Annotated in this window: 27 protein-coding genes, 3 tRNA genes and 1 other RNA gene; 15 read left to right on the forward strand and 16 right to left on the reverse strand. The window is 52.5% G+C overall.

The genetic code is table 11. The features are described 5' to 3' along the window. Positions 1-53: 53 nt before the first annotated feature. On the forward strand, positions 54-317 hold the full coding sequence (locus ACM5QY_RS20680; protein WP_416122487.1) for a helix-turn-helix transcriptional regulator: 264 nt from the start codon (positions 54-56) through the stop codon (positions 315-317). On the opposite strand, the gene modC is transcribed toward ACM5QY_RS20680, so the two are convergent. The 4 genes from modC to ACM5QY_RS20700 all read right to left on the reverse strand — a co-directional run bounded on the left by modC (position 314) and on the right by ACM5QY_RS20700 (position 3,383). Further along, the gene (gene modC, locus ACM5QY_RS20685; protein WP_416122488.1) at positions 314-1,375 is read right to left on the reverse strand and encodes a molybdenum ABC transporter ATP-binding protein ModC; all 1,062 of its coding nucleotides are present in this window, start codon (positions 1,373-1,375) and stop codon (positions 314-316) included. The genes ACM5QY_RS20680 and modC overlap by 4 nt on opposite strands. Before the next feature lies 1 nt (position 1,376). Next, positions 1,377-2,066 (reverse strand): molybdate ABC transporter permease subunit, encoded by a 690-nt coding sequence (modB, locus tag ACM5QY_RS20690; protein ID WP_416122489.1) that lies wholly within the window; start codon positions 2,064-2,066, stop codon positions 1,377-1,379. A 199-nt stretch (positions 2,067-2,265) separates the two neighbouring features. Continuing rightward, positions 2,266-3,039, reverse strand: a complete 774-nt coding sequence (gene modA / locus ACM5QY_RS20695; RefSeq protein WP_416122490.1) for a molybdate ABC transporter substrate-binding protein — start codon at positions 3,037-3,039, stop codon at positions 2,266-2,268. Positions 3,040-3,224: 185 nt separating this feature from the next. Then, positions 3,225-3,383 (reverse strand): AcrZ family multidrug efflux pump-associated protein, encoded by a 159-nt coding sequence (locus tag ACM5QY_RS20700; RefSeq protein WP_416122491.1) that lies wholly within the window; start codon positions 3,381-3,383, stop codon positions 3,225-3,227. Between ACM5QY_RS20700 and ACM5QY_RS20705 the strand changes: the two genes are divergently transcribed. The 3 genes from ACM5QY_RS20705 (at position 3,328) to modF (ending at position 6,070) form a co-directional block, all read left to right on the forward strand. Beyond that, positions 3,328-3,492, forward strand: a complete 165-nt coding sequence (locus tag ACM5QY_RS20705; RefSeq protein ID WP_416122969.1) for a hypothetical protein — start codon at positions 3,328-3,330, stop codon at positions 3,490-3,492. The genes ACM5QY_RS20700 and ACM5QY_RS20705 overlap by 56 nt on opposite strands. Before the next feature lie 79 nt (positions 3,493-3,571). Further along, complete coding sequence (gene modE, locus ACM5QY_RS20710; protein ID WP_416122492.1) at positions 3,572-4,354, forward strand: molybdenum-dependent transcriptional regulator; 783 nt, start codon at positions 3,572-3,574, stop codon at positions 4,352-4,354. 246 nt (positions 4,355-4,600) lie between these two features. Next, a complete protein-coding gene (gene modF, locus ACM5QY_RS20715) occupies positions 4,601-6,070 on the forward strand; it encodes a molybdate ABC transporter ATP-binding protein ModF (protein WP_416122493.1) in 1,470 nt (489 codons plus the stop codon). A 35-nt stretch (positions 6,071-6,105) separates the two neighbouring features. On the opposite strand, the gene ACM5QY_RS20720 is transcribed toward modF, so the two are convergent. Continuing rightward, entirely contained in the window at positions 6,106-6,870 is a 765-nt protein-coding gene (locus tag ACM5QY_RS20720) for an MFS transporter (RefSeq protein WP_416122494.1), read from the reverse strand. A 138-nt stretch (positions 6,871-7,008) separates the two neighbouring features. Here ACM5QY_RS20720 and ACM5QY_RS20725 point away from each other — a divergent pair, with 138 nt between their 5' ends. From ACM5QY_RS20725 to ACM5QY_RS20765, 9 genes are all read left to right on the forward strand, one after another. Then, positions 7,009-7,914, forward strand: a complete 906-nt coding sequence (locus tag ACM5QY_RS20725) for a LysR substrate-binding domain-containing protein (RefSeq protein ID WP_416122495.1) — start codon at positions 7,009-7,011, stop codon at positions 7,912-7,914. A 243-nt stretch (positions 7,915-8,157) separates the two neighbouring features. Then, a complete protein-coding gene (gene galE, locus ACM5QY_RS20730; RefSeq protein ID WP_416122496.1) occupies positions 8,158-9,174 on the forward strand; it encodes a UDP-glucose 4-epimerase GalE in 1,017 nt (338 codons plus the stop codon). Positions 9,175-9,193: 19 nt separating this feature from the next. After that, positions 9,194-10,243: a galactose-1-phosphate uridylyltransferase gene (galT, locus tag ACM5QY_RS20735; RefSeq protein ID WP_416122497.1), complete on the forward strand. Its 1,050-nt coding sequence runs from the start codon at positions 9,194-9,196 to the stop codon at positions 10,241-10,243. Next, the gene (gene galK / locus ACM5QY_RS20740) at positions 10,243-11,391 is read left to right on the forward strand and encodes a galactokinase (RefSeq protein WP_416122498.1); all 1,149 of its coding nucleotides are present in this window, start codon (positions 10,243-10,245) and stop codon (positions 11,389-11,391) included. The genes galT and galK overlap by 1 nt, the downstream gene beginning before the upstream one ends. After that, positions 11,385-12,431 (forward strand): galactose-1-epimerase, encoded by a 1,047-nt coding sequence (gene galM, locus ACM5QY_RS20745; RefSeq protein ID WP_416122499.1) that lies wholly within the window; start codon positions 11,385-11,387, stop codon positions 12,429-12,431. Before galK ends, galM begins: the two co-directional genes overlap by 7 nt. 163 nt (positions 12,432-12,594) lie before the next feature. Further along, complete coding sequence (locus ACM5QY_RS20750; protein WP_416122500.1) at positions 12,595-12,927, forward strand: PsiF family protein; 333 nt, start codon at positions 12,595-12,597, stop codon at positions 12,925-12,927. 206 nt (positions 12,928-13,133) lie between these two features. Next, positions 13,134-13,886 (forward strand): 2,3-diphosphoglycerate-dependent phosphoglycerate mutase, encoded by a 753-nt coding sequence (gene gpmA, locus ACM5QY_RS20755; RefSeq protein ID WP_416122501.1) that lies wholly within the window; start codon positions 13,134-13,136, stop codon positions 13,884-13,886. 375 nt (positions 13,887-14,261) lie between these two features. Next, positions 14,262-15,917 carry a methyl-accepting chemotaxis protein gene (locus ACM5QY_RS20760; protein ID WP_416122502.1) on the forward strand — a complete coding sequence of 552 codons (1,656 nt, stop codon included), beginning with the start codon at positions 14,262-14,264 and terminating at the stop codon, positions 15,915-15,917. A gap of 113 nt (positions 15,918-16,030) precedes the next feature. Next, positions 16,031-16,501 (forward strand): GNAT family N-acetyltransferase, encoded by a 471-nt coding sequence (locus tag ACM5QY_RS20765; protein ID WP_416122944.1) that lies wholly within the window; start codon positions 16,031-16,033, stop codon positions 16,499-16,501. Positions 16,502-16,568: 67 nt separating this feature from the next. On the opposite strand, the gene aroG is transcribed toward ACM5QY_RS20765, so the two are convergent. Then, entirely contained in the window at positions 16,569-17,621 is a 1,053-nt protein-coding gene (gene aroG, locus ACM5QY_RS20770) for a 3-deoxy-7-phosphoheptulonate synthase AroG (protein WP_416122503.1), read from the reverse strand. 213 nt (positions 17,622-17,834) lie between these two features. On the opposite strand from aroG, the gene ACM5QY_RS20775 reads away from it, so the two are divergent. Both ACM5QY_RS20775 and zitB read left to right on the forward strand, forming a co-directional pair. Then, positions 17,835-18,176, forward strand: a complete 342-nt coding sequence (locus tag ACM5QY_RS20775) for a protein YbgS (RefSeq protein ID WP_416122504.1) — start codon at positions 17,835-17,837, stop codon at positions 18,174-18,176. Positions 18,177-18,305: 129 nt separating this feature from the next. Then, entirely contained in the window at positions 18,306-19,268 is a 963-nt protein-coding gene (gene zitB / locus ACM5QY_RS20780; RefSeq protein WP_416122505.1) for a CDF family zinc transporter ZitB, read from the forward strand. 69 nt (positions 19,269-19,337) lie between these two features. Here the strand turns inward: zitB and pnuC are convergent, their stop codons facing one another. From pnuC to tolA, 10 genes are all read right to left on the reverse strand, one after another. Next, positions 19,338-20,060: a nicotinamide riboside transporter PnuC gene (gene pnuC / locus ACM5QY_RS20785; protein WP_416122945.1), complete on the reverse strand. Its 723-nt coding sequence runs from the start codon at positions 20,058-20,060 to the stop codon at positions 19,338-19,340. Positions 20,061-20,100: 40 nt separating this feature from the next. Next, positions 20,101-21,165 (reverse strand): quinolinate synthase NadA, encoded by a 1,065-nt coding sequence (gene nadA / locus ACM5QY_RS20790; protein ID WP_416122506.1) that lies wholly within the window; start codon positions 21,163-21,165, stop codon positions 20,101-20,103. A 281-nt stretch (positions 21,166-21,446) separates the two neighbouring features. Continuing rightward, a non-coding RNA gene (locus ACM5QY_RS20795) (RtT sRNA) lies at positions 21,447-21,572 on the reverse strand. A 14-nt stretch (positions 21,573-21,586) separates the two neighbouring features. After that, positions 21,587-21,662 (reverse strand) — tRNA-Lys (locus ACM5QY_RS20800). A gap of 68 nt (positions 21,663-21,730) precedes the next feature. Further along, positions 21,731-21,806, reverse strand: a tRNA-Lys gene (locus tag ACM5QY_RS20805). Between the two features lie 69 nt (positions 21,807-21,875). Further along, positions 21,876-21,951: transfer RNA gene (locus tag ACM5QY_RS20810), tRNA-Lys, on the reverse strand. A gap of 197 nt (positions 21,952-22,148) precedes the next feature. Next, complete coding sequence (gene cpoB / locus ACM5QY_RS20815; RefSeq protein WP_416122507.1) at positions 22,149-22,943, reverse strand: cell division protein CpoB; 795 nt, start codon at positions 22,941-22,943, stop codon at positions 22,149-22,151. A gap of 9 nt (positions 22,944-22,952) precedes the next feature. Next, positions 22,953-23,462 (reverse strand): peptidoglycan-associated lipoprotein Pal, encoded by a 510-nt coding sequence (gene pal / locus ACM5QY_RS20820; protein WP_104922884.1) that lies wholly within the window; start codon positions 23,460-23,462, stop codon positions 22,953-22,955. Positions 23,463-23,509: 47 nt separating this feature from the next. Beyond that, a complete protein-coding gene (tolB, locus tag ACM5QY_RS20825) occupies positions 23,510-24,802 on the reverse strand; it encodes a Tol-Pal system beta propeller repeat protein TolB (protein ID WP_416122508.1) in 1,293 nt (430 codons plus the stop codon). 130 nt (positions 24,803-24,932) lie between these two features. Next, positions 24,933-26,186, reverse strand: a complete 1,254-nt coding sequence (gene tolA / locus ACM5QY_RS20830; RefSeq protein WP_416122509.1) for a cell envelope integrity protein TolA — start codon at positions 26,184-26,186, stop codon at positions 24,933-24,935. Between the last annotated feature and the right edge of the window lie 113 nt (positions 26,187-26,299).

Raw genomic sequence — 26,299 nt, forward strand, 5'->3', positions numbered from 1 at the left:
GATGTTAAGTAATGCTAAACATAACGTCAATACTCTTTTTATGGTTATTGACGATGATCTCGTACCGACTGAAATCAGCCCGAACAAAAGCGAAACTGACGCAGGAAAAACTGGGCGTTATGGCGGGTATTGATGAAAGCACCGCGCGTTCACGGGTATCACAATATGAAAACGGCACGTACAGCCCGAACTTCGACACCATGTGCCATTTCGCCCGCGTGCTGAACGTGCCGGAGTGTTATTTCTATATTCTGGATGATGAATTTGCCGAAAAGGTTCTGGCGCTTTATCACGCGTCTAAAGCGCCTGCGGCTTAACGGTTTACCGACACACTTTTGATCTGCGCGTACAGCCACTGGCCAGATCGCACCATCAGTTCATCGCGCGCCCAGGGCGTAATGCGGGCCCAGAGAATGTGGTCGGCCATTGCCAGTTTCACTTCGACCTGATTGCCGACATCCAGACATTCCAGCACTTTCGCGGGCAGAATATTGCGGATGCTACTGTTGTTGGCCGTCGGTTGCAGCACCAGCGAAACATCGGTGGAATTCACGCGCACGCGCAGCGGTGTGCCGGGCGCTTCTTCCACTTTGCTGATCCATAATCGCTGATCGCCAATCGCCAGCGCGGTCATTTCGTAACGCGGATGATGTTCCAGCACGCTGACATTCAGCACGCTGCTCTGCTCTTCTTTCGGCAGCCACGGGCGCATCACGTTGCTCGCCCACACGTCTTCCAGCGCGCCCATCGCCAGCACTTTACCGGCATCCAGCACCATGACTTTGTCCGCCAGACGCAGAATTTCATCCAGGCTGTGCGTCACATACAAAACAGGAATGCTGACTTCCTGCGCCAGACGCTCCAGATACGGCATCAGCTCGCGTTTACGCGGAAGATCCAGCGCTGCCAGCGGTTCGTCCATCAGCAGAATTTCCGGAGCAGTGAGCAGCGCACGGCCAATCGCCACGCGCTGTTTTTCGCCGCCGGACAACGTCAGCGGGAAGCGGTCAAGTATAGCGCCGATGCCCAGCAGCCGGACGATGCTGTCGAACTGACTGCGCATCGAGGTCGCCATGCCATATTGCAGATTCCCCCGCACGCGATAGTGCGGAAAGAGCCGCGCATCCTGAAAAACATACCCCACGCGGCGCTTTTCCGGCGGCAGAAAAATGTTGTTCTGCGTGTCGGACAAAATCCGCCCGTTGAGCGCGATACGGCCAGCGTCCGGTTTTGTCAGGCCGCAGATGGCGTTGATCAGGGACGTTTTTCCCGCACCGGACAAACCGAAAATCGCGGTAATGCCCTGCGCGGGTAATTCTTGAGAAATCTGTAAATCCAGGTCACCCAGCTTCTGGCTGAAATCAAGTTCAAGCATTTCAGCCTCCCAGCCGTATGCGGCTGCGTTTTGCCAGCCAGTCAGAAATCAGTAACGCCGCCAGAGACAGCAGGATCGCCAGCACGCAAAGCCGTGCGGCGGCACTTTCTGCACCGGGGGTTTCGATCAGGGTATACATCGCCAGCGGAATAGTGCGCGTTTCCCCCGGAATGTTGGAAACGAACGTGATGGTCGCGCCAAATTCACCCAGCGAACGGGCGAAGGCCAGCACAACACCGACGATGACACCGGGCACGGACAACGGCAGCGTAATGGTGAAAAACACCCGCCACGGCGACGCACCGAGCGTTCGGGCGGCAAGCTCAAGTTTGGGATCGACGGCCTCAAGCGACTGGCGTATAGCCCGCACCATCAGCGGAAATGCCACAACGGCGGATGCCAGCACCGCACCGTGCCAGCTAAAACTAAAACTGAAACCGAACCAATTGTAAAGCCACTGCCCGATCACGCCGCGTCGCCCCATGACCACCAGCAGCAAATAACCGATCACCACCGGCGGTAACACCAGCGGCAAATGGATAATGCTGTCGAGCAGTGATTTACCGGGGAAACGACAGCGGACCAAAATCCACGCCATCAGAATACCCAGAGGAAGGCTGCAAACAACGGCCAGGCTCGAGACTTTCAAACTGAGAAGTACCGCCTGCCACTCATATTCACTCAACATCATGTCGGTTCGTTTGTCCTGGATAAAATGTGAAGCAGTAAACCTAAAATATCGGCAAAAAAAGTAAAGCCTTTAATCAGCAGTCACGGGCGACGCAAGATGGGGTGTTAAGGACGTTTTGCTCACGCGATTTCAGGAGAGGATTAACGCTTTATAAAGTCATCCCCGGAGGGATGACTTTAGGATTTCTGCGATAAACGGATTATCCGCGCGGTGTGAAACCGTATTTCTTGAAGATTTCTGTGGCCGCAGGGGTTTTCAGATAATCATAGAAACCACTGACGGTGGCATTTTCGTGGCCTTTGACAATCGCCATCGGATATTCAACCGGTTTGTGGCTGGCTGCCGGGAAGATGCCGACCACTTTGACTTTTTTGCTGGCAATCGCATCCGAGCCATAAACGATACCCAGCGGCGCTTCTTCGCGTTCAACCAGAGCCATCGCCGCACGAACGTCGCTGGCGCGCGCCAGCTTAGGTTCCAGCGTGGTCCAGGCACCCAATTTTTGCAGGGCTTCTTTGGCATAAATGCCCGCCGGAACGTGGTCCGGATCGCCCACCGCCAGACGGCTGTCGCCCAGCAATTTGGTCCACTCCGTTTTTTCAGAAATATCGACTTTATCGATTTTGCTGGTTTTCGCAGAAATCAGCACCAGTTCGTTACCCAGCAGGGTGTAACGGGTGTTATCGACGATTTCCTGCTTGCTGATGGCGTAATCCATCCACTGCTGGTCGGCAGAGATAAACATATCCGCTGGCGCGCCCTGCTCAATCTGGCGCGCCAGCGTTGAAGAGGAAGCGAAAGAAGACACAACCTGCACGCCCTTCTCTTTCTGATATTGCGTGGCGATATCCTGCAACGCATTGGTCAGCGACGCGGCGGCAAAGACCGTAATTTTTTCAGCAGCCTGCGCCTGAACGCCCAGACCTGCGATCATGACGGTCGCGGTTAGCAATTTGCCCCAGGAGGTTTTCATCAGTTTTATTCTTCCTTATGAAGTGATGTTACGTTATGTAATCACCAATATAGCGTCGAAAAAATTGATGTCATCCGTTTTATCCCCACGAACATTAAGAACCTGCGGTTTCTTGATCTTACCCTGAAAATAGAAAACCCGGCACAATGGCCGGGCTCTTCGGAAAGCGGATTAAACCCCTTCGCTTATTTTACTAATGGGGTATTTCGGGACTCTTTAGAGTGGCCGACTTTGGAAATGACGTTGAAAACTTCACCCAGTCCCCAGATCAGACCCAGGATTACCGCGATGAAAATCGGTACCATGATGGCGGCGAAGATCAAACTTTCTAATAATTCTAACATGATAGCCTCACTTAACTGGCTGAACGGCCCGAAGGCAGTGTTGGACTTCGTGCTTGAAGTCAAAACGGAAAATCAATCTGTTGCGGATAATAACAGCACCGGACTGTGATTACTTTAGCATTTAGCCAACTTGCCTGCTTGTGGGTTTAACGGCGACAATGAAGAATGATTCTAATAAGGACGCTGCAATGCAAGCCGAAATTCTCTTAACCCTTAAACTCCAGCAGCGGTTATTCGCCGATCCGCGGCGTATCGAATTGCTGCGGCAGGTACGCCATACCGGCTCAATCAGTCAGGGGGCGAAGCTCGCGGGCATCAGCTACAAAAGCGCATGGGATGCTATTAATGAAATGAATCAGCTGGCAGACCAGACCCTGGTTGACCGCAGCACCGGCGGCAAAGGCGGCGGTGGCGCCGTGCTGACGCCCTACGGTGAGCGCCTGATCCAGCTGTACGAACTGCTGGCGCAAATCCAGCAAAAAGCCTTTGATGTACTGAAAGAAGACTCCCTGCCGCTCGACAGCCTGCTGGCGGCGATTTCGCGTTTCTCGCTGCAAACCAGCGCCCGCAATCAGTTTTTCGGCAATGTGGTAGATCGTTCGCATGAGGTTGTTCAGCAGCATATCGACATCATGCTGGCCGACGGGAAAACGCAAATTCGTGCGGCGATCACCGAACAAAGTGCCGACCGTCTGGCGCTCACGCCGGGCAAAGAAGTGCTGGTGCTGATTAAAGCGCCGTGGATAACCCTTGGCTTTACGGCAGAGAATCCGCACAACGCCTTGCAGGGTGACGTCATCAGTATTCAGCGCGGCGAGCATAACAGCGAAGTGCTGGTGAAATTACCCGGCAGCGAAACGCTGTGCGCCATGGTGCCCAACACCGACATTGACCGTCTGGCACTGAAAACCGGCCAGAACGTCTTCGCGCAGTTTGATGATGACAAGGTGATCATCGCCACGCTGTGCTGAAAAGATAAAAAAATCAGAATCTTGCAGAATCAGCGTTAACATTTTGCAGAATTGTCAATTGACTTGAGAGAGTGCAGCGCTTATCCCTTAATTTATCAATCAAAATTCATTTCCCTAAATAATTCGAGTTTCAGGCAGGCGGCAAGAGAGTGAATCCCGATGAGCTTACATAAGTAAGTGATTCGGGTGAGTGAACGTAGCCAACGCACATGTAACTTGAAGTATGACGGGAAAAAGGGATGAACAATGTCGTCGTTGCATATCTCGCAAGGCGTTTTTCGCCTCAGCGATACCCGAACTCTCACACTTTCCGATCTCAGTATTCTTCAGGCCGACAGCTGGGCATTCGTCGGTTCGAATGGCAGCGGTAAATCCGCGCTGGCCCGCGCGCTGGCAGACGATTTAACCCTGCTCAAAGGCACCCGCGAAAACCGTTTCCCGCATACCGTTCGTCTTTCGTTCGAGCAACTCCAGGAACTGGTCGCCGATGAATGGCAACGCAATAACACCGATTTACTGAGTGAAGGTGAAGACGATACCGGCCGGACGACGGCGGAAATCATTCAGGAAGAAGTGCGCGATCCTGCCCGCTGCGCCGTGCTTGCCGCACAGTTTGGACTCGAAAAATTACTCGATCGGCGGTTCAAATATTTATCCACCGGCGAAACCCGCAAGACGCTGCTGTGTCAGGTGCTGATGCAGCGGCCGGATTTACTGGTGCTCGACGAGCCGTTTGACGGGCTGGACGTCAATGCCCGCGCACAACTGGCGCAGTTGCTGGAAACCCTTTCCCGCGAGGGCCAGACGATGGTGCTGGTGCTCAACCGCTTTGATGATATTCCGTCATTCGTGCAAAACGTCGGTGTGCTGGCGGATTGCACGCTGGCGTCCGTCGGCCCGCGCGAGCAGGTGATGGCGGATGCGCTGGTCGCGCAACTGGCGCACAGCGAAAGCCTGAACGGTATGGCGGTACCGGAATCAGAGGATCCGACGGTGCGCGTCACGCCACCACAAGATTCCCCGCTGATCGTCCTGCGCAACGGCGTGGTGCAATACAACGACAAACCGATCCTGCACAATTTAAGCTGGCAGGTTGATCACGGTCAGCACTGGCAGATCACCGGGCAGAATGGCGCGGGAAAATCGACGCTGCTCAGCCTGATCACCGGCGATCACGCGCAAGGCTACAGTAACGATCTGACGCTGTTTGGCCGCCGTCGCGGCAGCGGCGAAACCATCTGGGACATCAAGCGCCATATCGGTTATGTCAGCAGCAGCCTACATCTGGATTACCGCGTCAGCACCAGCGTCCGCAACGTGATCACGTCCGGTTTCTTCGATTCAATTGGCATTTATCAGGCGGTTTCTGACCGCCAGAGATTCCTCACAAATCAGTGGCTGGAATTACTCGGTCTCGGCGGCAATGCCGGTGACACGCCATTCCACAGTCTGTCATGGGGGCAACAACGTCTGGCGCTGATTGCCCGCGCGCTGGTGAAACATCCGGCGCTGCTGATCCTCGACGAACCGTTGCAGGGTTTGGATCCGATAAACCGCCAGCTGGTACGCCGCTTCGTCGATATTCTGATTGGCGAAGGCGACACGCAATTGCTGTTCGTTTCACATCACGCGGAAGATGCACCGGAGTGCATTACGCACCGCCTGAGCTTTATTCCTGAAGGCGAGATTTACCGTTATCAGATTGACGCACTCTGACTTTTCACCCGCCTTCCGGCCACCGGAGGGCGGGTTTATTCCTCCGCCATCAGCGCCACCACCATGCCCGCCAGAGCAAAAATCCCCAGCAGTGTGAACCCGTTTTCCAGCCCCGCGTAGCCGGGATATGGCGTCACTATCATTGTCAGCAGCGCCAGTGAAACCACGGTGCTGGCGATAAGTGCCACGCCGTTGAGCCATCTTCCGTGCGCTGCAATGGCCTGCAACCTGACATTTCTGGCGTGATTCACCATCCCGAGCCCGAGTCCGCTTATGATCATCGCGGGCAGCGGCGCCAGCCAGAACGCACAACCTTCCGGCATCACGGCAATAATCCCTGTTGCGGCGGCGACCAGCGTAAAGCCCAAAAGGAAGTGTTTATCAGTCGAGATTTCAGTAAAAATTTTTTCACCCAGCACATGACCGGCACGGACCATCAGTAAGATCAGGGCAAAACTCAGGAGGATTTGCAGCGGACCGAACCCGTAACTGTTTTTCAGCAGCCAGCCGAGCAGGAAGAAAGCCGGTACGCCAAGGGCGGCGAAGAAAACGCTGGCCCAGAGGCTTATTTGTAATTCGGTGCAAACCCGCAAGGTCTGCGGCAAAAGCGGCTGCGGGTTATAACGTTCGCTGACCATAAACAGCGTGAAAAAAATGGCCGCCGCGCCCGCAAAGCCGTGCGTGAGCGGCGTATCCAGCCCCTGATGCGCCACACCCAGCAACGTCATGGTCAGCGACAGAACAAATACAGTGCCGAGCGAAAAGGCCAGCGCTGGCACCCGGAAATTAATGGCAGACATACAGAACTCCTTGATCGAAACCTTGCGCTATCAGGATGAACGTTATTCATCCTCATCGTGTTGATAAAGGAGATTACACCGCCTATTTTAAAAACAATCAAAGTCACAGATTTCAGCCGTGGATGAAAATAACTCATCATGAAGAAAGTCCGTTTACCGCCACTGGGTTCACTTAAAGCATTCGACGCCGTGGCGCAGCAGGCCAGTTTTAAACGCGCCGCAGAAGAAATTGGTGTAACCGCCACGGCAATCAGCCACCAGATCCGTGTTCTGGAAGAGGCACTGGGCACCGTCGTTTTTGAACGCAGCGCCCGCGAGGTGAAACTGACCGCCGCCGGGCAAATTTTGCGGCAGGCGACGCGTCAGGCTTTTGCCGGTTTACAGGCCGCCGTGGAGGAAATTCATCACGCCGGATTACCGCCTGCGCTGACGCTGACCACCACCTCGAATTTTCTCACGCACTGGCTGGTTCCGCGTCTGGCAGATTTAAAGCTGGCGGCACCGGCGATGGATTTGCGTCTTCACACCGGCATCGAATTGGTGGATTTAACGCGTAATACCGTGGATGTGGCGATCCGTTACAGCGAATTCGCCGGTGAATCGCTGGATTCGACGTTGCTGTATCAGGACACATTTATTCTGGTTGCCAGCCCCGCGCTGGCGCTGAAAATACCGGCGGATCTGACCGGCGTGACGCTTTTTCATGTGGAAAACCGTCACATTCCCCGCACTTCTCCGGACTGGGAAAACTGGCGTGCGCATTTCGGCCCGAAGGATCTCAACATCGACAACGGGTTGCGTTTTACCGATGAAACTCACGCGATTCAGGCTGCCATTGCCGGCCAGGGTGTGGCGATTGTCAGCAGTTTGCTGGCGCGGGATTTCATTGAAAAAGGCATCCTCACCGTCCCCTTCCCGCACCATCTTCCCGGTGCAAATTATTATCTGGTGACCACAAAAGAGAAAAGCGGGCGTGACGATATCGTGATTCTGCGCCGCTGGTTGCTGGATAAAATGTCGGCGTTTCCCTCGGCTGTAGTCTGAAAAATGCCGCAAAACGCTGCTGCGGATAAATCACAACCCTGCGTGTAAGCGATTACACTTAGCGGTATTAATGGCTTCCGGCAGGCTATCACAGGCTTTCTGTATCACGCACAACACCTGTCTGGCGGCATTGAAAGGTGGTAAACTGTTTGTGTAAGCGATTCCATTTTATTGGGGATGGATCACCTTTTTCAGCCTTGCAGCGTGTTATCGTTGCATCACGATATTCATCGAGGAGCGATTATGTACGTCTTAGTCACAGGTGGTAGCGGTTACATTGGAAGCCATACATGCGTGCAACTGATTGATGCGGGTTTTACGCCCATCATTCTGGATAACCTTCACAACAGCAAAGTCAGCGTTCTGGAGCGTATCAATACGCTGACCGGCAAGACGCCGCTATTCTATGAAGGGGATATCCGCGACCGCGCACTCCTCGATAAGATCTTCAGCGAACATCACATTCACTCCGTGATCCATTTCGCGGGATGGAAAGCCGTCGGGGAATCCGTCGCCAAACCGCTGGCGTATTACGATAACAACGTGACCGGCACGCTGGTGCTGGTCGAAGCAATGCGCGCAGCGGGCGTTAAAAACCTGATTTTCAGCTCTTCTGCCACGGTGTATGGCGATCAGCCAAAAACCCCGTATGTCGAAGACTTCCCGACCGGCAACCCTTCCAGCCCATACGGCCGCAGCAAACTGATGGTCGAGCAAATTCTTGAAGACGTTCAGCGTGCGGAACCGGAATGGAGCATGACCCTGCTGCGCTATTTCAACCCGGTGGGCGCGCATCCGTCCGGCCTGATGGGTGAAGATCCGCAGGGCGTGCCTAACAACCTGATGCCGTTTATTGCGCAGGTGGCCGTGGGTCGCCGCGAGTCTGTGGCGGTTTTCGGGAACGATTATCCGACGCCTGACGGCACCGGCGTTCGCGATTATATCCACGTGGTCGATCTGGCCGACGGCCATATCGCCGCAATGAAAAACCTGCACAACAAGGCGGGCGTTCACATTTACAACCTTGGCGCGGGCTTCGGCCAGAGCGTGCTGGAAGTGATTAATGCCTTCAGCAAAGCCTGCGGAAAACCGGTGAACTATACGTTTGCACCGCGCCGCGACGGCGACCTGCCTGCCTACTGGGCTGACCCGTCCAAAGCCGAGAAAGAACTCCACTGGAAAGTGACACGCACGCTGGAAGACATGGCCAATGACACCTGGCTGTGGCAATCGAAAAACCCGCAGGGCTACCCGGATTAAGGCAGACCAAGGAAAGTTTATGACGACGTTTAACCCGATTGATCATCCACATCGCCGCTACAATCCGCTGACCGATCAGTGGATTTTAGTGAGCCCGCACCGGGCTAAACGCCCGTGGCAGGGCCAGCAGGAATCCGTTTCGCAGGAGGTTCTGCCTTCGCACGATCCGGATTGTTTCCTCTGTCCGGGCAATACCCGCGTAACCGGCGATGTGAACCCGAAATACACCGGCACTTTCGTGTTCACCAACGATTACGCGGCGCTGATGCCGGACACGCCGTTTGCGCCGGAAAACGATGACCCGCTGATGCGGGTCCAGAGCGCACGCGGCACCAGCCGGGTTATCTGTTTCTCGCCGGATCACAGTAAAACGCTGCCGCAGCTTTCTGTAGAAGCCCTGACGGAAATCGTCAGAACCTGGCAAGAGCAAAGCGCGGATTTAGGTAAAACCTATCCGTGGGTGCAGGTTTTTGAGAATAAAGGCGCGGCGATGGGATGTTCTAACCCGCATCCGCATGGCCAGATTTGGGCGAACAGTTTCCTGCCTAACGAAGCCGAACGCGAAGACCGTCTGCAACGTACTTATCTCGACGAGCAAGATTCGCAAATGCTGGTGGATTACGTCCAGCGCGAACTGGCAGACGGCAGCCGCACGGTGGTCGAAACCGAACACTGGCTGGCCGTGGTGCCTTACTGGGCGGCGTGGCCGTTCGAAACGTTGCTGCTGCCAAAAGTTCACGTTAAGCGCATTACCGAACTGACCGATGCCCAGCGCAGTGATTTAGCGCTGGCGCTGAAAAAGCTGACCAGCCGTTATGACAATCTGTTCCAGTGCTCTTTCCCGTATTCCATGGGCTGGCACGGCGCGCCGTTTACCGAAGGCGACCACGAACACTGGCAGTTGCATGCCCATTTCTACCCGCCGTTGCTGCGTTCAGCCACGGTGCGCAAATTTATGGTCGGCTACGAAATGCTGGCTGAGACCCAACGCGACCTGACGGCGGAACAAGCTGCCGAGCGGCTGCGGGCGGTGAGTGATATCCACTATCGTGAAGCCGGAGAACAATAATGAAATTGAAAACCAAAACCCTGGAAATCTTTGCCGACAAATTCGGTTACCCTGCCACGATCACTATCAAAGCGCCGGGTCGCGTTAACCTTATTGGCGAACATACCGATTACAATGACGGTTTCGTTTTACCTTGCGCCATCGATTATGAAACGGTGATCGCCTGCGCACAGCGCAACGACCGCGTGATCCGCGTGATCGCCGCCGATTACGACAACGACGAAGACACCTTCTCTCTTGACGAACCGATTGCGCACAGCGACGCGCATCCGTGGGCCAACTACGTGCGTGGCGTGGTGAAACACCTGATGCTGCGTAACAAAGATTTTTCCGGCGCAGACATGGTGATCAGCGGCAACGTGCCTCAGGGCGCGGGGCTGAGTTCTTCCGCATCTCTGGAAGTCGCCGTCGGCCAGGCGCTGAAATCGCTCTATGATTTGCCGCTGGACGGCGTGGCGCTGGCACTCAACGGTCAGGAAGCGGAAAACCAGTTCGTCGGTTGTAACTGCGGGATTATGGATCAGCTGATTTCTGCCCTCGGTAAAGAAAATCATTCCCTGCTGATCGACTGTCGAACGCTGGAAACCCGTGCAGTCTCTATGCCGGAAAACGCGGCGGTGGTGATCATCAACTCCAACGTGAAACGCGGTCTGGTTGACAGCGAATACAATGCACGTCGCGAACAGTGCGAAGTTGCCGCCCGCTTCTTCGGCGTGAAAGCCTTGCGTGACGTAGACCCTGCCCTGTTCTTCTCCATTCAGGATGAACTGGATCCGGTGGTTGCACGCCGTGCGCGCCACGTGATCACTGAAAACGACCGTACTCTGGCGGCGGCTGACGCGCTGGCCAGCGGCGACCTGAAACGCATGGGCGAACTGATGGCGGAATCTCACGCTTCCATGCGCGACGATTTTGAAATTACCGTGCCGCAAATCGACAAACTGGTCGAAATTGTCAAGGAAGTGATTGGCGATAAAGGCGGCGTGCGCATGACCGGCGGCGGCTTCGGCGGCTGCATCGTGGCACTGGTGCCAACCGATATGGTGGACAAAGTCCGTCACGCCGTTGAGCAGCAATACCACGCCCACAGCGGCCTGAAAGAAACCTTCTATGTTTGCACCGCTTCCCAGGGAGCAGGCATATGTTAAAACCTGAAAACACACAGCTGGCGCCCGACGGCCAGCCGTTTGAACAGGTGACGCTTCAGAATGCGGCGGGCGCAACCGCCACATTCATGGACTGGGGCGCGACCTGGTTATCCTTCACGCTGCCGCTGGCTGACGGCAAGACCCGCGAATTGCTGCTCGGCTGCCAGTCTCCGCACGACTATATGAATCAGAGCGCCTATCTGGGCGCGACCGTCGGGCGCTACGCCAACCGCATCGCCCGCTCACAGTTTGAAATTGAGGGCAAACCCCACCGGGTTGTCGCCAATCAGGGCGTACATCAGTTGCACGGCGGCCCGGAAGGTTTTCATGCGCGCCGCTGGAAAATTCTTGAACAAACCGCGCAGAAGCTGACGTTAGAGCTGTTCTCTGCCGACGGCGATCAGGGTTATCCGGGCAATATGACGGCGAAAGTGCATTATCAGCTGACCGACGATAACCGTCTGGAAATCCGCTACGAAGCGACGGTGGATAAGCTGTGCCCGGTCAACCTGACCAATCACGCCTATTTCAATCTCGACGGCGAAGGCACCGATGCGCGCCAGCATAAGTTGCAACTGTTTGCTGACCGCTTCCTGCCGGTCGACAGCGACGGGATCCCGTGCGCCGATCCGACGCCGGTTGAAAACACCGGCATGAATTTCAATGCGCCGAAAACGCTGGCAAAGGATTTCCTCAGCGATCGCGATCAGCAGCGCGTGAAAGGTTACGACCACGCGTATTTGCTGAACCGCACCTGCAATACCGGCACGAATCCGGCAGCGCATTTGTGGTCAGCCGATGGCAAAGTGAAAATGACCCTGTTCACGTCGGCACCGGCCGTACAGCTTTATAGCGGCAACTTCCTCGGTGGCACGCCAAACCGCAGCGGCGGCGAATACGCCAGTTACAGCGGCGTTGCGCTGGAAAGTGAATTCCTACCGGATAGCCCGAACCACGCGACATGGCCTCAGCCGAGTTGCTGGATAAAACCGGGCCAGACGTACAAATCTGCCACAACTTATCAGTTCTTCGCGCTGTAATTTTATCCGGGCAGGATCATCCGAACCTGCCCTTCACGCTTTTTCCTTCAGCAAATTTGTGACTCATCACGCATCTGTATCAGCACTTTTTCAGCTAAAGCCGCATCCCGCATCTACGCTTAGAGAGTGTCCTGCGAAAAGGACGTTCAAAAAGGAGTTCGTTATGCGTTTATCCGTTGTGTTATCCCTGCTGGCGACCTTATGTGCGGCGGGTTCTGCACTGGCCGCTGATCCTGTAAAAGTCCCTTCTGCCGCCCAAACCGCGCAACGTCAAAAGATGACCGACTGTAATCAGCAGGCCACCACACAATCGCTGAAAGGCGATGAGCGCAAAAAGTTCATGAGTAACTGCCTGAAAGCCGAGGCTAAAACAGACGATAAAATGAATCCTCAGCAGAGAAAGATGAAAGTCTGTAATGCTGATGCTGCAAAACAAGAACTCAAAGGTGATGCGCGTAAGACCTTCATGAGCACCTGCCTGAAGAAAGCCAGCTAGAAACGCCATTCTTTTGCACAAAACGCGCTGTCAGGGTCACCGTCAGCGCGTTTTGTTTTACATCGCCACAGCAAATTCGTTATGTTTAAGACAAACGGGTGTCACACATAGGTTTCCTGAATACATTCAGATTGCCGAACGGGATGCCCAGACCCTATAATGATAACTGTTATCATTGAAAATTCAGTTAACTGAGGAGTTTAGCTATGGCTGTAACCAAGCTGGTGCTGGTAAGACACGGTGAAAGTGAGTGGAACAAAGAAAACCGTTTTACCGGTTGGCATGATGTTGAACTGTCCGACAAGGGTCGTACCGAAGCAAAAGCTGCAGGTCAGTTGCTGAAAGACGAAGGCTTCCACTTTGACTTCGCTTACACCTCTGTGCTGAAACGTGCCATCCACACGTTGTGGAGCGTTCTGGACGAACTGGATCAGCCATGGCTGCCAGTTGAAAAATCCTGGAAACTGAACGAACGTCACTACGGTGCGTTGCAGGGTCTGGACAAAGCTGAAACCGCCAAGAAATACGGCGACGAGCAAGTTAAACAATGGCGTCGTGGTTTTGCTGTGACACCACCAGAGCTGGATCGTGCTGATGAGCGCTTCCCTGGCCATGATCCGCGTTACGCGAAATTGTCCCAGGAAGAGCTGCCAACCACAGAAAGCCTGGCGCTGACCATCGAGCGCGTGATTCCTTACTGGACTGAAGTGATCAAACCTCGCATCGAAAGCGGCGAGCGCGTGATCATTGCGGCTCACGGTAACTCCCTGCGAGCACTGGTTAAATACCTGGACAATCTGGGCGAAGACGAAATTCTGGAACTGAACATCCCGACAGGTGTTCCACTGGTGTACGAATTCGACGAAAACGTCAAACCAATCAAACATTACTATCTGGGCAATGCCGACGAAATCGCAGCGAAAGCCGCGGCCGTGGCAAACCAGGGTAAAGCGAAGTAATCAGGCATTTCTGAATAAAGTCAGAAATTGCGGAAAGGCATGCGAAAGCATGCCTTTTTTGTTTGTCTAAAACTCGCTTCTGCTCAGCACGTCTTCAATTTTACAGAATCCGATTGAGCCAACGTAAAATAAATAATATTAAAAATACTTATGATTAATTCTGTGCATAAATAATGTGATGAAATGTTTCCAACATAAAATCAGCATTTATTTATAATAATACAATGAAATACCTAAAGATAAAAATTACACATCCGATACTACAGAAAGGGAATATAACAACCCTAAAAAGAGATTCGTCATTTAACTGATCTAAACCTTTTTTTAATCGCTATTTGACGACTTTAGACCATGTTCCACCCGGGGTTACAGATCATGAATTTTTTGCGAAATATTAAAATAAGAACGGCTCTCGTACTCATTCTCATTATTTTCTCTCTGCTTTGGGCAGGTGCCTCTGGCTTTGCGCTGTACTCCCTTAAGGAGTTAAAACTCGAGCTGGGTGTCACCAATATTCAGCAAAATAATGGCGATATTATCAATGGCGCCAACGCACAATATTACCGTGCTGTCACATCGCTGGAACGTGCTGTCAGTGGTTTAGAAAAAAATAATGGCGACGTTTATGATCTCGAAATAAAAGCCACCGCCACGGAACTCGAAAGCCTGCAAAAAGGTTTGGCGCAATTTAAAGCCATTGATCACGGAGATCTGGACACGGCAACAATAGATGATATTTATAACAGTTCATTTACGCTTTATACTAACGCGGTGTTACCCCTGTTTGAATCCGCTAAAGCTAAAAAGATAAGTGACTTCGAAAGACTTAAAAATGATAATTATCTTCCTCTTAGACGAAATTTCAGCGCAGCTATAGATAAGTACAATGAAAAAATAATTTCTTTGAATGCTGAAGCAAATGAAAGAATCACCCTTTGGGTTAAGTGGTGTCAGTATATTCTCATCAGTGCGTTGCTGATCAGTGTTTTGATTATGATAGCAAGCGACCGTTATCTGGTTAACTTTCTTGTTAAACCTCTGAATATAATGAAAGCCCACCTGGAATCTCTGGCAACCGGCATCCTCGACCACAAAATTGTTGACCAGGGGAAAAACTGTATCGGCCAATTAGTACCTTACATCGATAAGATGCAGGGTAACTGGGCGCAGACCGTGCGCGATATCCGTAACAGTGCAGATTCGATTTACAAAGGGTCCAGCGAAATCTCTATCGGCAATACCGACCTGTCTTCCCGCACCGAAGAACAAGCTTCAGCACTGGAGGAGACCGCAGCCAGTATGGAAGAGCTCGGTTCCACTGTCAGACAGAATGCGGATAACGCCGGGCAGGCAAGTTCGCTGGCCAGTCACGCGACGCAGGAAGCGCACTCGGGCGGCGATATTGTCAGCGGGGTGATCACCACGATGACCAAAATCACCGGCAGCTCGCATAAGATTGTCGATATCATTGGCGTCATCAATAGCATTGCTTTCCAAACCAATATTCTCGCCCTGAATGCGGCGGTTGAAGCAGCACGGGCAGGAGAGCAAGGTCGCGGCTTTGCCGTTGTGGCGAGTGAAGTCCGCAATCTGGCACAGCGCAGTGCGCAGGCAGCGAAAGAGATTGGCGTGCTGATCAATGAATCGGTTGAAAATATTAAATCCGGCTCAGAACAGGTGACCCGAGCGGGCGAAGCAATGGAGAAAATTGTCAGCTCGGTCAGTCATGTCAGTGAAATCATGAGTGAGATAGCGGCGGCCTCTACCGAGCAGAGTAAAGGTATCAGCCAGATTGGTACGGCAGTGGTGCAAATGGACAGCGTCACGCAACAAAATGCCACGTTAGTGCAGGAGTCGGCAGCTGCAGCGGCCTCTCTTGAAGAGCAGGCACGGCAACTGACTGAGATCGTCTCCATCTTCAAAATTGGCGGTCCTGAGAAACGCGCTGACATCCTGCCACTTAAAAGGCCGGATTTGCGAGCCAAAACCAGTACATTAGCCACTTCTGAAGGCGGCTGGACAAAGTTTTAACCTTTCAGGGCTCCTCAGAGTGACTGAGGGGCATTGAGTGGATGACAAAGCATAGACAGATAAGCGCAGCTTATAAGAATATGACTCTGTACAACGTATCTCAGGAGAAACTGATGTCGGTCCGACGCGCATCACCACACGAAGCAGAACAGCTCTGGGAAATCAGGAATCTGGCTATCCGCCACGGATGCAAAAATACTTACGCCCAGACTATCCTGACGGCATGGACACCGGACAAAATGCCGGCTGGATTCCCAAATGCAATTACCCATAATCCTTTTTTCGTTGCCGACGCACCGGAAGGTTTTCCGGTCGCCACCGGATTTCTTGATGTTGAGAACAGAAGTGTTGAAGCCATTTTCACGCGTCCCGGATTCGAAGGGCAAGGGCTCGCCACGCAGATTCTCAATGCGATTAAAGCAGAAGCAAAGTCGCTGGGGTTTTCTGTGCTGACGCTCTCATCGACGCCTAATGCTTTTGAGTTCTACAAAAGAAACGGATTCAGTCTGGTGAAGGAAAATATTTATCGTTCGGAGATGGCGAATGCCAGTCTGCGTTGCATGGATATGCGCTGCGAATTGTGAACCGCGTTCTTGCAGACACAAAAAAGCCCCGCATAAACGGGGCTCAGTTCAGGTTCTTTGCGACGGATTAACCGCGACGTGCTTTAACCGCGTTGGCAAGGTTACGCAGCAGTACTTCGGTATCTTCCCAACCAATGCACGCATCGGTCACACTCTGGCCGTAAACCAGCGGCTCACCGCTGTCGAGGTTCTGATTACCTTCCACCAGATGGCTTTCAACCATCACGCCCATAATCGCCTGTTCGCCACCGGCAACCTGACCGCAAACATCGTCACAGACTTCCATCTGTTTTTTGAATTGTTTGCTGCTGTTGGCGTGGCTGAAGTCAATCATAATACGGGCTGGCAGGCCGCCTTTTTTCAGACCGTCTTTCACTTCCAGCACATCCTGCGCACTGTAGTTTGGTTTTTTGCCGCCGCGCAGAATGATATGGCAGTCGTTGTTCCCGCTGGTATTGACGATAGCTGAATGACCCCACTTGGTCACAGACAGGAAGCAGTGCGGCGCACCGGCTGCATTAATGGCGTCGATCGCCACTTTGATGGTGCCGTCGGTGCCGTTTTTGAAACCGACCGGGCAGGACAAACCGGAGGAAAGCTCACGGTGAACCTGAGATTCCGTCGTGCGTGCGCCAATCGCGCCCCAGCTCATTAAATCTGCCAGATACTGTGGCGTGATCATGTCCAGGAATTCACCCGCCGCAGGCAGGCCGGTGTCATTAATATCAAGTAACAATTTGCGGGCAATGCGCAAACCGTCGTTAATCTGGTAGCTGTTGTTCATGTGCGGGTCGTTGATAAGGCCTTTCCAGCCCACCGTTGTACGCGGTTTTTCGAAGTAAACGCGCATGACCACTTCCAGTTCGCCCTGCAATTCTTCGCGCATTTTCAGCAGACGTGCTGCGTACTCTTTTGCGGCTTTAGGATCATTGATTGAGCAAGGGCCGATAACGACCAGAAGACGATCATCGTTGCCTTTCAGGATCTTATGAATGGCATTACGTGCGTGAGATACTGTCTTTGCCGCTTTGTCAGTGGCGGGAAACTTTTCCAGCAGCGCTACAGGTGGCAAAAGTTCCTTAATTTCTTTGATGCGTAAATCGTCGTTTTGATAATTCATAACTGTTCCATTCGGGTGTTCATAAAAGACAAAGCGAATCGCTGACCGCGTTCAATCTAGCCGTATTGATGGCCGGTGTAAACCTACTTTGACACCTGCGAATAGTCTCATTTTGATTCAGGACATGAATTCATTCGCTAAGCTTCCTAATCATCAGATTCATTACGACGAGCACGAAAAAACAAATCACAACCAGAAGATGGAGATGAGGTTATGAAGAGATTGGCAATAGTGTTACTGACCGCCACAATGGCTTTGGCTTCCGGCGCCGTATTCGCCGAAGGTGCTGATTCAGGTTCGAATAACGGCTCGGCGAATCAGGCGAATGCGCCAGGCTCAATCCAGAAGATCGCGCCGAACGGTGTCGATAACAGCAAAATTAACAATACCGACAAGCCGGTTAATGAAGTCCACAAGAAGAAACATAAATCAACGACCGGGGCTCATCACAAGGCGAGTAAAAAGACCTTAGATCACAAAAAAGCCATGTGTAAAGACGGTCGCTGTCCTGACCAGGTGCCGGGAACCAATCAGTCCAAAGCCACAGGGAACTGATTCCATAAGCAGTAAATGGCTGACAAAGGGGAACTTCGGTTCCTCTTTTTCTTATCAGCCCCTTTCTTGCATCACATGATGATTACGTTATTGTAATGATCTCTGTTCATCCCTTTTGTGAATACTTATATGCCTTCCTCTTTATTACCTCAGGATAAGAATAGCCGGCGGCTATTACTGGCCTTTCTGGTCACTGTGATTTTCATGGTTGCGGAAGTGATTGGCGGCCTGATTTCCGGCTCGCTGGCGCTGCTCGCCGACGCCGGACACATGCTGACCGACGCCGCCGCGTTGCTGGTTGCGCTGCTGGCCGTCCGTTTTGCGAAACGCAAACCCAATGCCCGGCACACATTTGGTTATTTGCGCCTGACCACCATGGCGGCGTTTGTGAATGCCGCAGCGCTGCTGGTCATTGTCGTGCTGATTGTCTGGGAAGCTATCGCCCGTTTGTTCAGCCCTCAGCCCGTGATGGGCACGACCATGCTGGTGATTGCGATTGCCGGGCTTTTTGCCAATATTCTGGCGTTCTGGTTGCTGCACCAGGGCGAAGAGAAAGCCAATATCAACGTGCGCGCCGCCGCGCTGCATGTTTTGGGCGATTTGCTGGGTTCCATCGGTGCAGTTGCGGCGGCACTGATCATCATGTACACCGGCTGGACGCCAATCGACCCGATTCTGTCTGTGCTGGTTTCGTGCTTAGTGCTCAGTAATGCGTGGAGGCTGATGCGCGAGAGTTTTCACGAACTGCTTGAAGGGACGCCGCAGGAAATTGATATCGATACGCTGCGCAAAGATCTGTCGATAAGCATTCCGGAAGTACGCAACGTTCATCATGTCCACGTCTGGCAGATTGGTGAACAGCGTCTGATGACGCTGCATGTGCAGGTTGTTCCTCCACATGATCACGACGCACTGCTCGACCGTATTCAGCGCCATCTGCTCGACAAATGCCGTATCGGTCACGCCACCATTCAAATGGAATACGGCCGCTGTGAAACGCCGGATTGTGAGATCAACGAAGTTCAGGCGACAACCCCCGGCCACGATCATCATGGACACGATCACCACGGGCACAGTCACGCTCATCACTGATCCCGCAGTGCTGCGCCTGAAAGCAAAACGCCTCCAGAAAAGGGAGGCGTTTTGCTTTCAGGAAGCGGATCAAGACTTCTGGAAAGGTATCGAACCGTTTTGCCTCGCACTTTTGATCCACAGCCATGAACCGTTGAGAGCGATCAGCGTCAGCAGGACATATTCCAGCGCCATGGCATAAACGCCCTGATAGGCAAAAATAGCCACGCTGATAACATCAATCACTACCCACACCAGCCAGTTTTCAACGTATTTCCGCGTCATCAGCAGCATCGCGACAATCGACAACACCATCATGGATGAATCCCAGAACGGGAAGGCATCAGGCTGGAGTGCCGGCATGTCGACATTCAGCCCCAGCGCGTTCATCAGGTTCACCGCGACCCGTGTGAGCGCGGCGAATACGCGGTCGATATTAAAGGTCATCAGCGCGATCCCTGCCGCGCATATCACGCCCCACAGCACCGCTTTACCGCGCGGCAACCAGCGGATCTGCAATTCGGCCTGCTGATCTGCCGTCTGACGACTCCAGGCGTACCAGCCATAAATATTGGCGGCGAAGAAAAACACCTGAAGCAACAAGCTGGCATAAAGCTGGATCTGGAAGAAAATAATCGCAAACAGCGTCACGTTGATCAGGCCGAACGGATAGTTGATCAGCTTTTCTTTGCTGGCGTACCAGATGCAAAGTAAACCAAAAATCGTCCCGACAGCTTCGATCCACGAAAGATCATACCCGCCTTTCCCAAGAGGAATATGAACCAGAATATTGCTGGTACTTAAGAAATCCATCATCACGTTCTTCCCTTATTGACCCTGAAAAGACTTCTGCTTAGAGCGCTTTGGTCTGCGCCCGTAATTTCAGCTGCGCTGCGAAATCCAGCATGCGATTTAGCGGGATCAGTGATTTCACGCGAAGCGCTTCATCCACTTCGATGGCATGTTCTGCCCCGCCATGCTCCAGCCCTTCTGCGATGGCTTTCAGACCGTTCATCGCCATCCACGGACAATGCGCGCAGGTACGGCAACTGGCACCCTCGCCTGCCGTTGGCGCTTCGAACAATTCTTTATCCGGGCACGCCTGCTGCATTTTGTAAAAAATGCCCCGGTCGGTGGCCACAATAAGCTGTTTATGCGGCAACGTTTTCGCGGCCTGAATCAGTTGGCTGGTGGAACCGACGGCATCCGCCAAATCTACGATCGCCTGAGGCGACTCCGGATGCACCAGTATGGCCGCGTCAGGGTATAAACCTTTCATCCGGGTCAGCGCCTGGGTTTTAAACTCGTCATGGACGATACAGGCACCCTGCCAGCAGAGTACGTCTGCCCCCGTCTGCTTACGCACGTAATTTCCGAGATGACGATCCGGCGCCCAGATGATTTTTTCACCCAGAGTGTCAAGGTGTTCAATCAGTTCTACCGCAATGCTTGAAGTGACGACCCAGTCGGCCCGCGCTTTTACCGCCGCCGAGGTATTAGCGTAGACCACTACGGTACGGTCGGGGTGACTGTCACAGAAATCCGCAAACTCTTGCTCAGGACATCCCAGATCCAGCGAGCATTCCGCGTTCAGGGTCGGCATCAGCACGGTTTTTTCAGGACTGAGGATTTTCGCCGTCTCCCCCATAAAACGCACGCCAGCCACCAGCAGAGTCGAAGCGGGATGCTGGCTGCCAAAACGCGCCATCTCAAGAGAGTCCGCCACAATTCCGCCAGTTTCTTCGGCCAGCGCCTGAATTTCAGGATCAGTGTAGTAATGCGCGACCATCACGGCATCACGGTCTTTCAGCAGTTTCTTAATCTTCTCTTTATAGAAAATTTTTTCATCTGCATTCAGAACTGCGGGTTTAGGCGGGAAAGGATAAACCGTCGCATTCAGATCCAAAGTTTCGCTCATACTCGTCATCTCATTCAGTCAGGCACTGCGCCTGAAGGCCGGAAGCCACAGCAGGTCAAACGTATAAAACCCACTGGTTTTGTATGCTAAACAAAATACCGTAAATACTTCGTAAAGTCGTCCAGATTTTGTTATTAAGGCTTTAAATGTTTACTGGACTTAAAAGAGAGGCGTTTTGGGATTATACGGATGAAGGCAGATTAAGATAATGTGAGAAATACAGAGGTCTGAATGCGAAAAAAGCGCCTAAAGGCGCTTTTTTCTGAATTTGATGATTTAGATGGTGGGCCGTGCTGGATTGATTCGGCCTTCGACCTCACCCTGCGGGCAACGCTTGCGCGTTGTCGTCTCGCTTCGCTCGGCTCGGCTCGAACCAGGGTTCTCATCCATCACTACTTCACTGCATAGTCCACTATAAAAGTGGTGGGCCGTGCTGGATTCGAACCAGCGACCAATTGATTAAAAGTCAACTGCTCTACCAACTGAGCTAACGGCCCATCTAAATGCTTTATACTACTTTCTTCACGGCTTACAGAAACTGATTCAGGACGTTCCACTATAAAAGTGGTGGGCCGTGCTGGATTCGAACCAGCGACCAATTGATTAAAAGTCAACTGCTCTACCAACTGAGCTAACGGCCCTTCCTGAATACTTCTGACTGCCTTCGTGTCTTGCAGTTGGTGTGCAAGCCACTACAGTGTGTTTAGATTTGGTGGGCCGTGCTGGATTCGAACCAGCGACCAATTGATTAAAAGTCAACTGCTCTACCAACTGAGCTAACGGCCCCTCTAAACCTACTGCAAATTGCCTAAATCTCTAACAGCGTTAGCCGTTTGGAGTTGTCTGGGCAACGGCGGCATATATTACTTATTTAACTTTTCAGTGCAACTTTAATTTTCACAAAGAGACTTAACTGCTGGACTTTCACACACTAAAGCCCAGAAAATGCACGAAATGTACATTTTCCGGCCCTAAATCAGGAACTAGTTCGCAGATAAACGTTTTTGAGCTTGTTTTGCCGCGTCAGTATTTGGGTACTGTTTTATGACCTGCGCGTAGACGGCTTTGGCTTTATCAGCCTGCCCTTTCTCCTGCATGATCACCCCAACCTTAAACATCGCGTCAGAACTTTTTGGGGACTTAGGATAGTTTTTGACCACAACGGCAAAATAATACGCAGCGTCGTCTTTTTTACCCTTGTTGTAATACAACTGGCCTAACCAATAGTTGGCATTAGGCTGGTATGTAGAATCCGGGTATTTTTTAATGAAACTCTGAAAGGCAGCGATCGCCTCATCATATTGTTTCTTTTCCAGCGCCATAGAAGCAGCAGCATTGTAGTCGCTGTTTACATCGCCTGTGCTTGCAGGCGCTTGTGCAGCACCTGCGTCAGGCGTTGCGGCCGCAGCATTACCAGACGCGTTACCTGTGGCTGCTGCAGCGCCCGTACTGGCGGCTCCGGCGGCACCCTGACTCAGGCTGTCCATCTGATTAAAAATCTGCTTCTGTCGATCAGCAAGCTGAGTCAACTGATACTGGTTCTCCTGGATTTGACCACGAAGCGTATCCATATCACGTTGGGAATCAGAAAGTTGTTGCTGGAGTTGAGTTAATAGCTGGCTGTGAGCGTTAGAAATACGCTCCAGAGAGGTGACCCGATCTTCTATCGAGCCTGAGCCGACATTACTGATTGGCGCTTGGGCAGTAGCGGCCCATGGGACCGCTACGCCAACCAGTAACGACAGACTCAACAGGTGAGTTCTGAAGTTACTGCTCATACTATTCTCTTAGTAAACCAGTACGGCACGACGGTTTTTAGCGTAAGCCGCTTCGTCATGACCCAGTACAGCTGGTTTTTCTTTACCGTAAGAAACGATAGAGATCTGGTCGGCAGAAACGCCTTTGCCTTGCAGGTACATTTTAACGGCAGTAGCACGACGTTCGCCCAGGGCGATGTTGTACTCTGGAGTACCACGTTCGTCAGCATGACCTTCAACAGTCACTTTGTAAGACGGGTTGCTACGCAGGAATGCTGCGTGCGCGTCTAACATCTGCGCGAATTCTGAAGACACATCGTATTTGTCCAGGCCAAAGTAAACGATGTTGTTTTTCTGCAGTTCTTGCATCTGCAGACGAGCTTGTTCTTCAGAAGACATGTTGCCGCTTTCTGCGCCAGTGCCAGAGTTCAGACCCATACCTGATTGGCCATTATCCGCGTTTTTGTGAGAACTACACGCAGCGACTGCCAGAACAGGCAATGCCAGCATCAGCCCTTTCAGCACTTTATTCAGTTGCATCTATTCGATCCTTTTATAATTTTTTGCCATACATAGTTTTCTATGCATTACAGATACGGCGACCAGGCAGGGAATTTGACCTGTCCATCAGTTGCCGGAAGACGCGCTTTGAAGCGCCCATCAGTCGATACCAACTGCAATACGGAACCCAGTCCTTGAGAGGAGCTGTAGATAACCATAGTGCCATTTGGTGCGAGGCTAGGCGTTTCATCCAGGAACGTGTCCGTCAATGTTTGAACGGCTCCCGTTGCCAGATCTTGTTTAGCGATGTGCTGTGAGCCACTGGCGCTGCTCACCATGACCAGGAATTTGCCGTCTGTACTGACGTCAGAGTCCTGATTCTGTGAGCCTTCCCATGTCAGACGCTGAGGCGCACCGCCATTAATATTGACTTTATATACCTGAGGACGACCGCCCTGATCCGAGGTGAACGCCAGGTTCTGGCTGTCCGGGAACCAGGTTGGTTCAGTATTGTTGCTGCGACCGTTAGTCACCTGAGAGATCTGACCTGAACCCAGGTTCATCACATACAGGTTAAGGCTACCGTCTTTAGACAGAGCAAATGCCAGTTTAGACCCGTCCGGAGAGAAGGCCGGCGCACCATTATGGCGTGGGAAAGAGGCAATCTGTTTAACAGCACTGTTTGCCAGTGTCTGTACAACCAGCGCAGAACGGCCGCTTTCGAAGGTCACGTAAGCCAGTTTGCTGCCGTCCGGAGACCAGGCTGGAGACATCAGCGGTTCTGGTGAACGGTGAACAACGAATTGGTTGTAGCCATCGTAATCCGCTACGCGCAGTTCATACGGGAATTTACCGCCGTTGGTCTGCACAATGTAAGCGATACGTGTACGGAATGCGCCTTTAACACCGGTGAGTTTTTCGAAAACTTCGTCACTGGCGGTATGCGCAGAATAACGCAACCATTGCTTGGTCACTTTATACTGGTTTTGTGCCAGTACGGTGCCCGGAGCACCAGAGGTGTCAACCAGCTGATAAGAAACAACATAGCTGCCATCGGCTGCAGGCTGAACCTGACCGATAACAACGGCATCGATGCCCAAAGCAGTCCAGGCAGCCGGCGTGACTTCTGCCGCTGAGGTTGGCTGTTGTGGCATGCGCGATGCATCAATTGGATTAAACTTACCGCTGTTACGTAAGTCAGCAGCAACAATACCCCCCACATCTTCAGGTGGAGTACCCGGACCCGCCCATTTGAATGGCACAACGCCAATCGGACGTGCAGTATCTACCCCTTGGGTAATTTCAATACGAACTTCTGCATGTGCTACAGATGCCCACATAATCAAAAGGCCGAACGCTACTCGAAATGCCTGCTTCATTGTATCTCCCTTATCTGGACGTATCTGCCCGCGATAATTTAGCAGAATTTTAACAAACCAACGCATACAAAACTAGAATTACACCCTGCAATCTATCGTAAAATTCTGAAAAGAAATTATTTTCATCTTTCTACGGTTTGAAATCTAACGGAGCATTTTTAAATACTTCATAGACTGCTTCTGAAGGTGGTTTAGGGAACTTCGCCTGTCGTGCCGCAGCAAGCGCAGCCTGACAAAGTGCAGGGTCCCCACCTTCCGCTGTCACACTCTGCAGTGTGCCATCGGGTTCCATTTTAACGCGCAATGTACAGGTTTTGCCTGCATATGATGATGCATCGTAGAATCTGCTCTCAATAGCGGCCTTAATCTGGCTGCCATAGTTAGCAATATCCGCACCGGATGCACCCGCCTTTTTCTGTGTGCCTTTACCTGCCGGAGCTGAAGCCCCGCCGCCCGCTGAGCCTTTCGGCGCATTTTTAGAATCGGCCAGACCGTCAAATAAATTATTGGCGTCGGCAGATTCTTTTGCAGCAGCAGCGGCAGCCGCTTTCTTATCGGCTGCGGCTTTCTTGGCAGCAGCCGCCGCTTCCGCTTTTTTCTCGGCAGCAGCGGAGGCTTTAGCATCCGCTGCTGCTTTGGCGTCAGCGTCAGCTTGCGCCTTCGCATCGGCGGCAGCCTGGGCTTTAGCCTCTGCGGCAGCTTGTTTCTTCGCTTCAGCTGCGGCTTCTTTCTTCGCGTCAGCTTCGGCCTGTTTTTTGGCTGCTGCAGCAGCTGCAGCGGCCTCAGCTTCAGCCTGTTTCTTCGCTTCAGTCGCGGCTTTCTTCTGAGCGTCAGCCTGCGCTTTTGCCGCTTCTTTAGCGGCATCGGCCTTAGCCTGAGCCGCCTCTTTCGCCGCTTCAGCTTTCGCTTGTGCAGCGGCAGATTCGGCCTGTTTCTGTTGTTCTTTCGCCTGCTCGGCAGCCTGCTGCGCTTGTTTCTGTTGTTCAGCAGCTTGTTTCTGCTGCTGAGCCTGATCCTGCGCCTGCTGCTTCGCATCTTCCTGTGCCTGAAGACGCTCTTTCTCAAGTTCTTTCAGGTGTTGCTGTTCTGCGGCCTGTTTCTGCTGAAGCTCTTCAGCCTGTTGCTCTGATTTTTTCTGACGCGCTGCGGCAGCACGTTGGGAATCAGCCTGTTGCTGTTGCTGACGGTTGTACTGATCGACCACTGCACTTGGATCAACCATTACGGCAGAGATATCGCTGCCCCCGCCGCCACCGCTCATGCTGGTATCTTCGTCCAGCGATCCCCAAATCAACAGGGCTATAATGATGATATGCAGAACGACCGAAACAATAACGGCGCGTTTGAGCTTATCGTTTTGTTCAGTTGCAGTTGCCTTTACCAAAATAGATTTCCCAAGACAGGATTACTAAAAACCCGGGATCCTGCAGCGCCTGTCGTACTCTTTTAACAAGCCAGGGAGTGCCGGGTTTCAAATAAGTGTTACAAATTACCTAT

Source organism: Rahnella sp. PCH160, assembly GCF_047784855.1.
Classification (GTDB): Bacteria; Pseudomonadota; Gammaproteobacteria; order Enterobacterales; family Enterobacteriaceae; genus Rahnella.

What these genes read in the sequence shown, in the direction of transcription:
- ACM5QY_RS20680 (WP_416122487.1), top strand. Translation starts at nt 54, where the DNA reads ATGATCTCGTACCGACTGAAATCAGCCCGAACAAAAGCGAAACTGACG.
- modC (WP_416122488.1), bottom strand. Translation starts at nt 1,375, where the DNA reads ATGCTTGAACTTGATTTCAGCCAGAAGCTGGGTGACCTGGATTTACAG.
- modB (WP_416122489.1), bottom strand. Translation starts at nt 2,066, where the DNA reads ATGATGTTGAGTGAATATGAGTGGCAGGCGGTACTTCTCAGTTTGAAA.
- modA (WP_416122490.1), bottom strand. Translation starts at nt 3,039, where the DNA reads ATGAAAACCTCCTGGGGCAAATTGCTAACCGCGACCGTCATGATCGCA.
- ACM5QY_RS20705 (WP_416122969.1), top strand. Translation starts at nt 3,328, where the DNA reads ATGAAAATCGGTACCATGATGGCGGCGAAGATCAAACTTTCTAATAAT.
- ACM5QY_RS20700 (WP_416122491.1), bottom strand. Translation starts at nt 3,383, where the DNA reads ATGTTAGAATTATTAGAAAGTTTGATCTTCGCCGCCATCATGGTACCG.
- modE (WP_416122492.1), top strand. Translation starts at nt 3,572, where the DNA reads ATGCAAGCCGAAATTCTCTTAACCCTTAAACTCCAGCAGCGGTTATTC.
- modF (WP_416122493.1), top strand. Translation starts at nt 4,601, where the DNA reads ATGTCGTCGTTGCATATCTCGCAAGGCGTTTTTCGCCTCAGCGATACC.
- ACM5QY_RS20720 (WP_416122494.1), bottom strand. Translation starts at nt 6,870, where the DNA reads ATGTCTGCCATTAATTTCCGGGTGCCAGCGCTGGCCTTTTCGCTCGGC.
- ACM5QY_RS20725 (WP_416122495.1), top strand. Translation starts at nt 7,009, where the DNA reads ATGAAGAAAGTCCGTTTACCGCCACTGGGTTCACTTAAAGCATTCGAC.
- galE (WP_416122496.1), top strand. Translation starts at nt 8,158, where the DNA reads ATGTACGTCTTAGTCACAGGTGGTAGCGGTTACATTGGAAGCCATACA.
- galT (WP_416122497.1), top strand. Translation starts at nt 9,194, where the DNA reads ATGACGACGTTTAACCCGATTGATCATCCACATCGCCGCTACAATCCG.
- galK (WP_416122498.1), top strand. Translation starts at nt 10,243, where the DNA reads ATGAAATTGAAAACCAAAACCCTGGAAATCTTTGCCGACAAATTCGGT.
- galM (WP_416122499.1), top strand. Translation starts at nt 11,385, where the DNA reads ATGTTAAAACCTGAAAACACACAGCTGGCGCCCGACGGCCAGCCGTTT.
- ACM5QY_RS20750 (WP_416122500.1), top strand. Translation starts at nt 12,595, where the DNA reads ATGCGTTTATCCGTTGTGTTATCCCTGCTGGCGACCTTATGTGCGGCG.
- gpmA (WP_416122501.1), top strand. Translation starts at nt 13,134, where the DNA reads ATGGCTGTAACCAAGCTGGTGCTGGTAAGACACGGTGAAAGTGAGTGG.
- ACM5QY_RS20760 (WP_416122502.1), top strand. Translation starts at nt 14,262, where the DNA reads ATGAATTTTTTGCGAAATATTAAAATAAGAACGGCTCTCGTACTCATT.
- ACM5QY_RS20765 (WP_416122944.1), top strand. Translation starts at nt 16,031, where the DNA reads ATGTCGGTCCGACGCGCATCACCACACGAAGCAGAACAGCTCTGGGAA.
- aroG (WP_416122503.1), bottom strand. Translation starts at nt 17,621, where the DNA reads ATGAATTATCAAAACGACGATTTACGCATCAAAGAAATTAAGGAACTT.
- ACM5QY_RS20775 (WP_416122504.1), top strand. Translation starts at nt 17,835, where the DNA reads ATGAAGAGATTGGCAATAGTGTTACTGACCGCCACAATGGCTTTGGCT.
- zitB (WP_416122505.1), top strand. Translation starts at nt 18,306, where the DNA reads ATGCCTTCCTCTTTATTACCTCAGGATAAGAATAGCCGGCGGCTATTA.
- pnuC (WP_416122945.1), bottom strand. Translation starts at nt 20,060, where the DNA reads ATGGATTTCTTAAGTACCAGCAATATTCTGGTTCATATTCCTCTTGGG.
- nadA (WP_416122506.1), bottom strand. Translation starts at nt 21,165, where the DNA reads ATGAGCGAAACTTTGGATCTGAATGCGACGGTTTATCCTTTCCCGCCT.
- cpoB (WP_416122507.1), bottom strand. Translation starts at nt 22,943, where the DNA reads ATGAGCAGTAACTTCAGAACTCACCTGTTGAGTCTGTCGTTACTGGTT.
- pal (WP_104922884.1), bottom strand. Translation starts at nt 23,462, where the DNA reads ATGCAACTGAATAAAGTGCTGAAAGGGCTGATGCTGGCATTGCCTGTT.
- tolB (WP_416122508.1), bottom strand. Translation starts at nt 24,802, where the DNA reads ATGAAGCAGGCATTTCGAGTAGCGTTCGGCCTTTTGATTATGTGGGCA.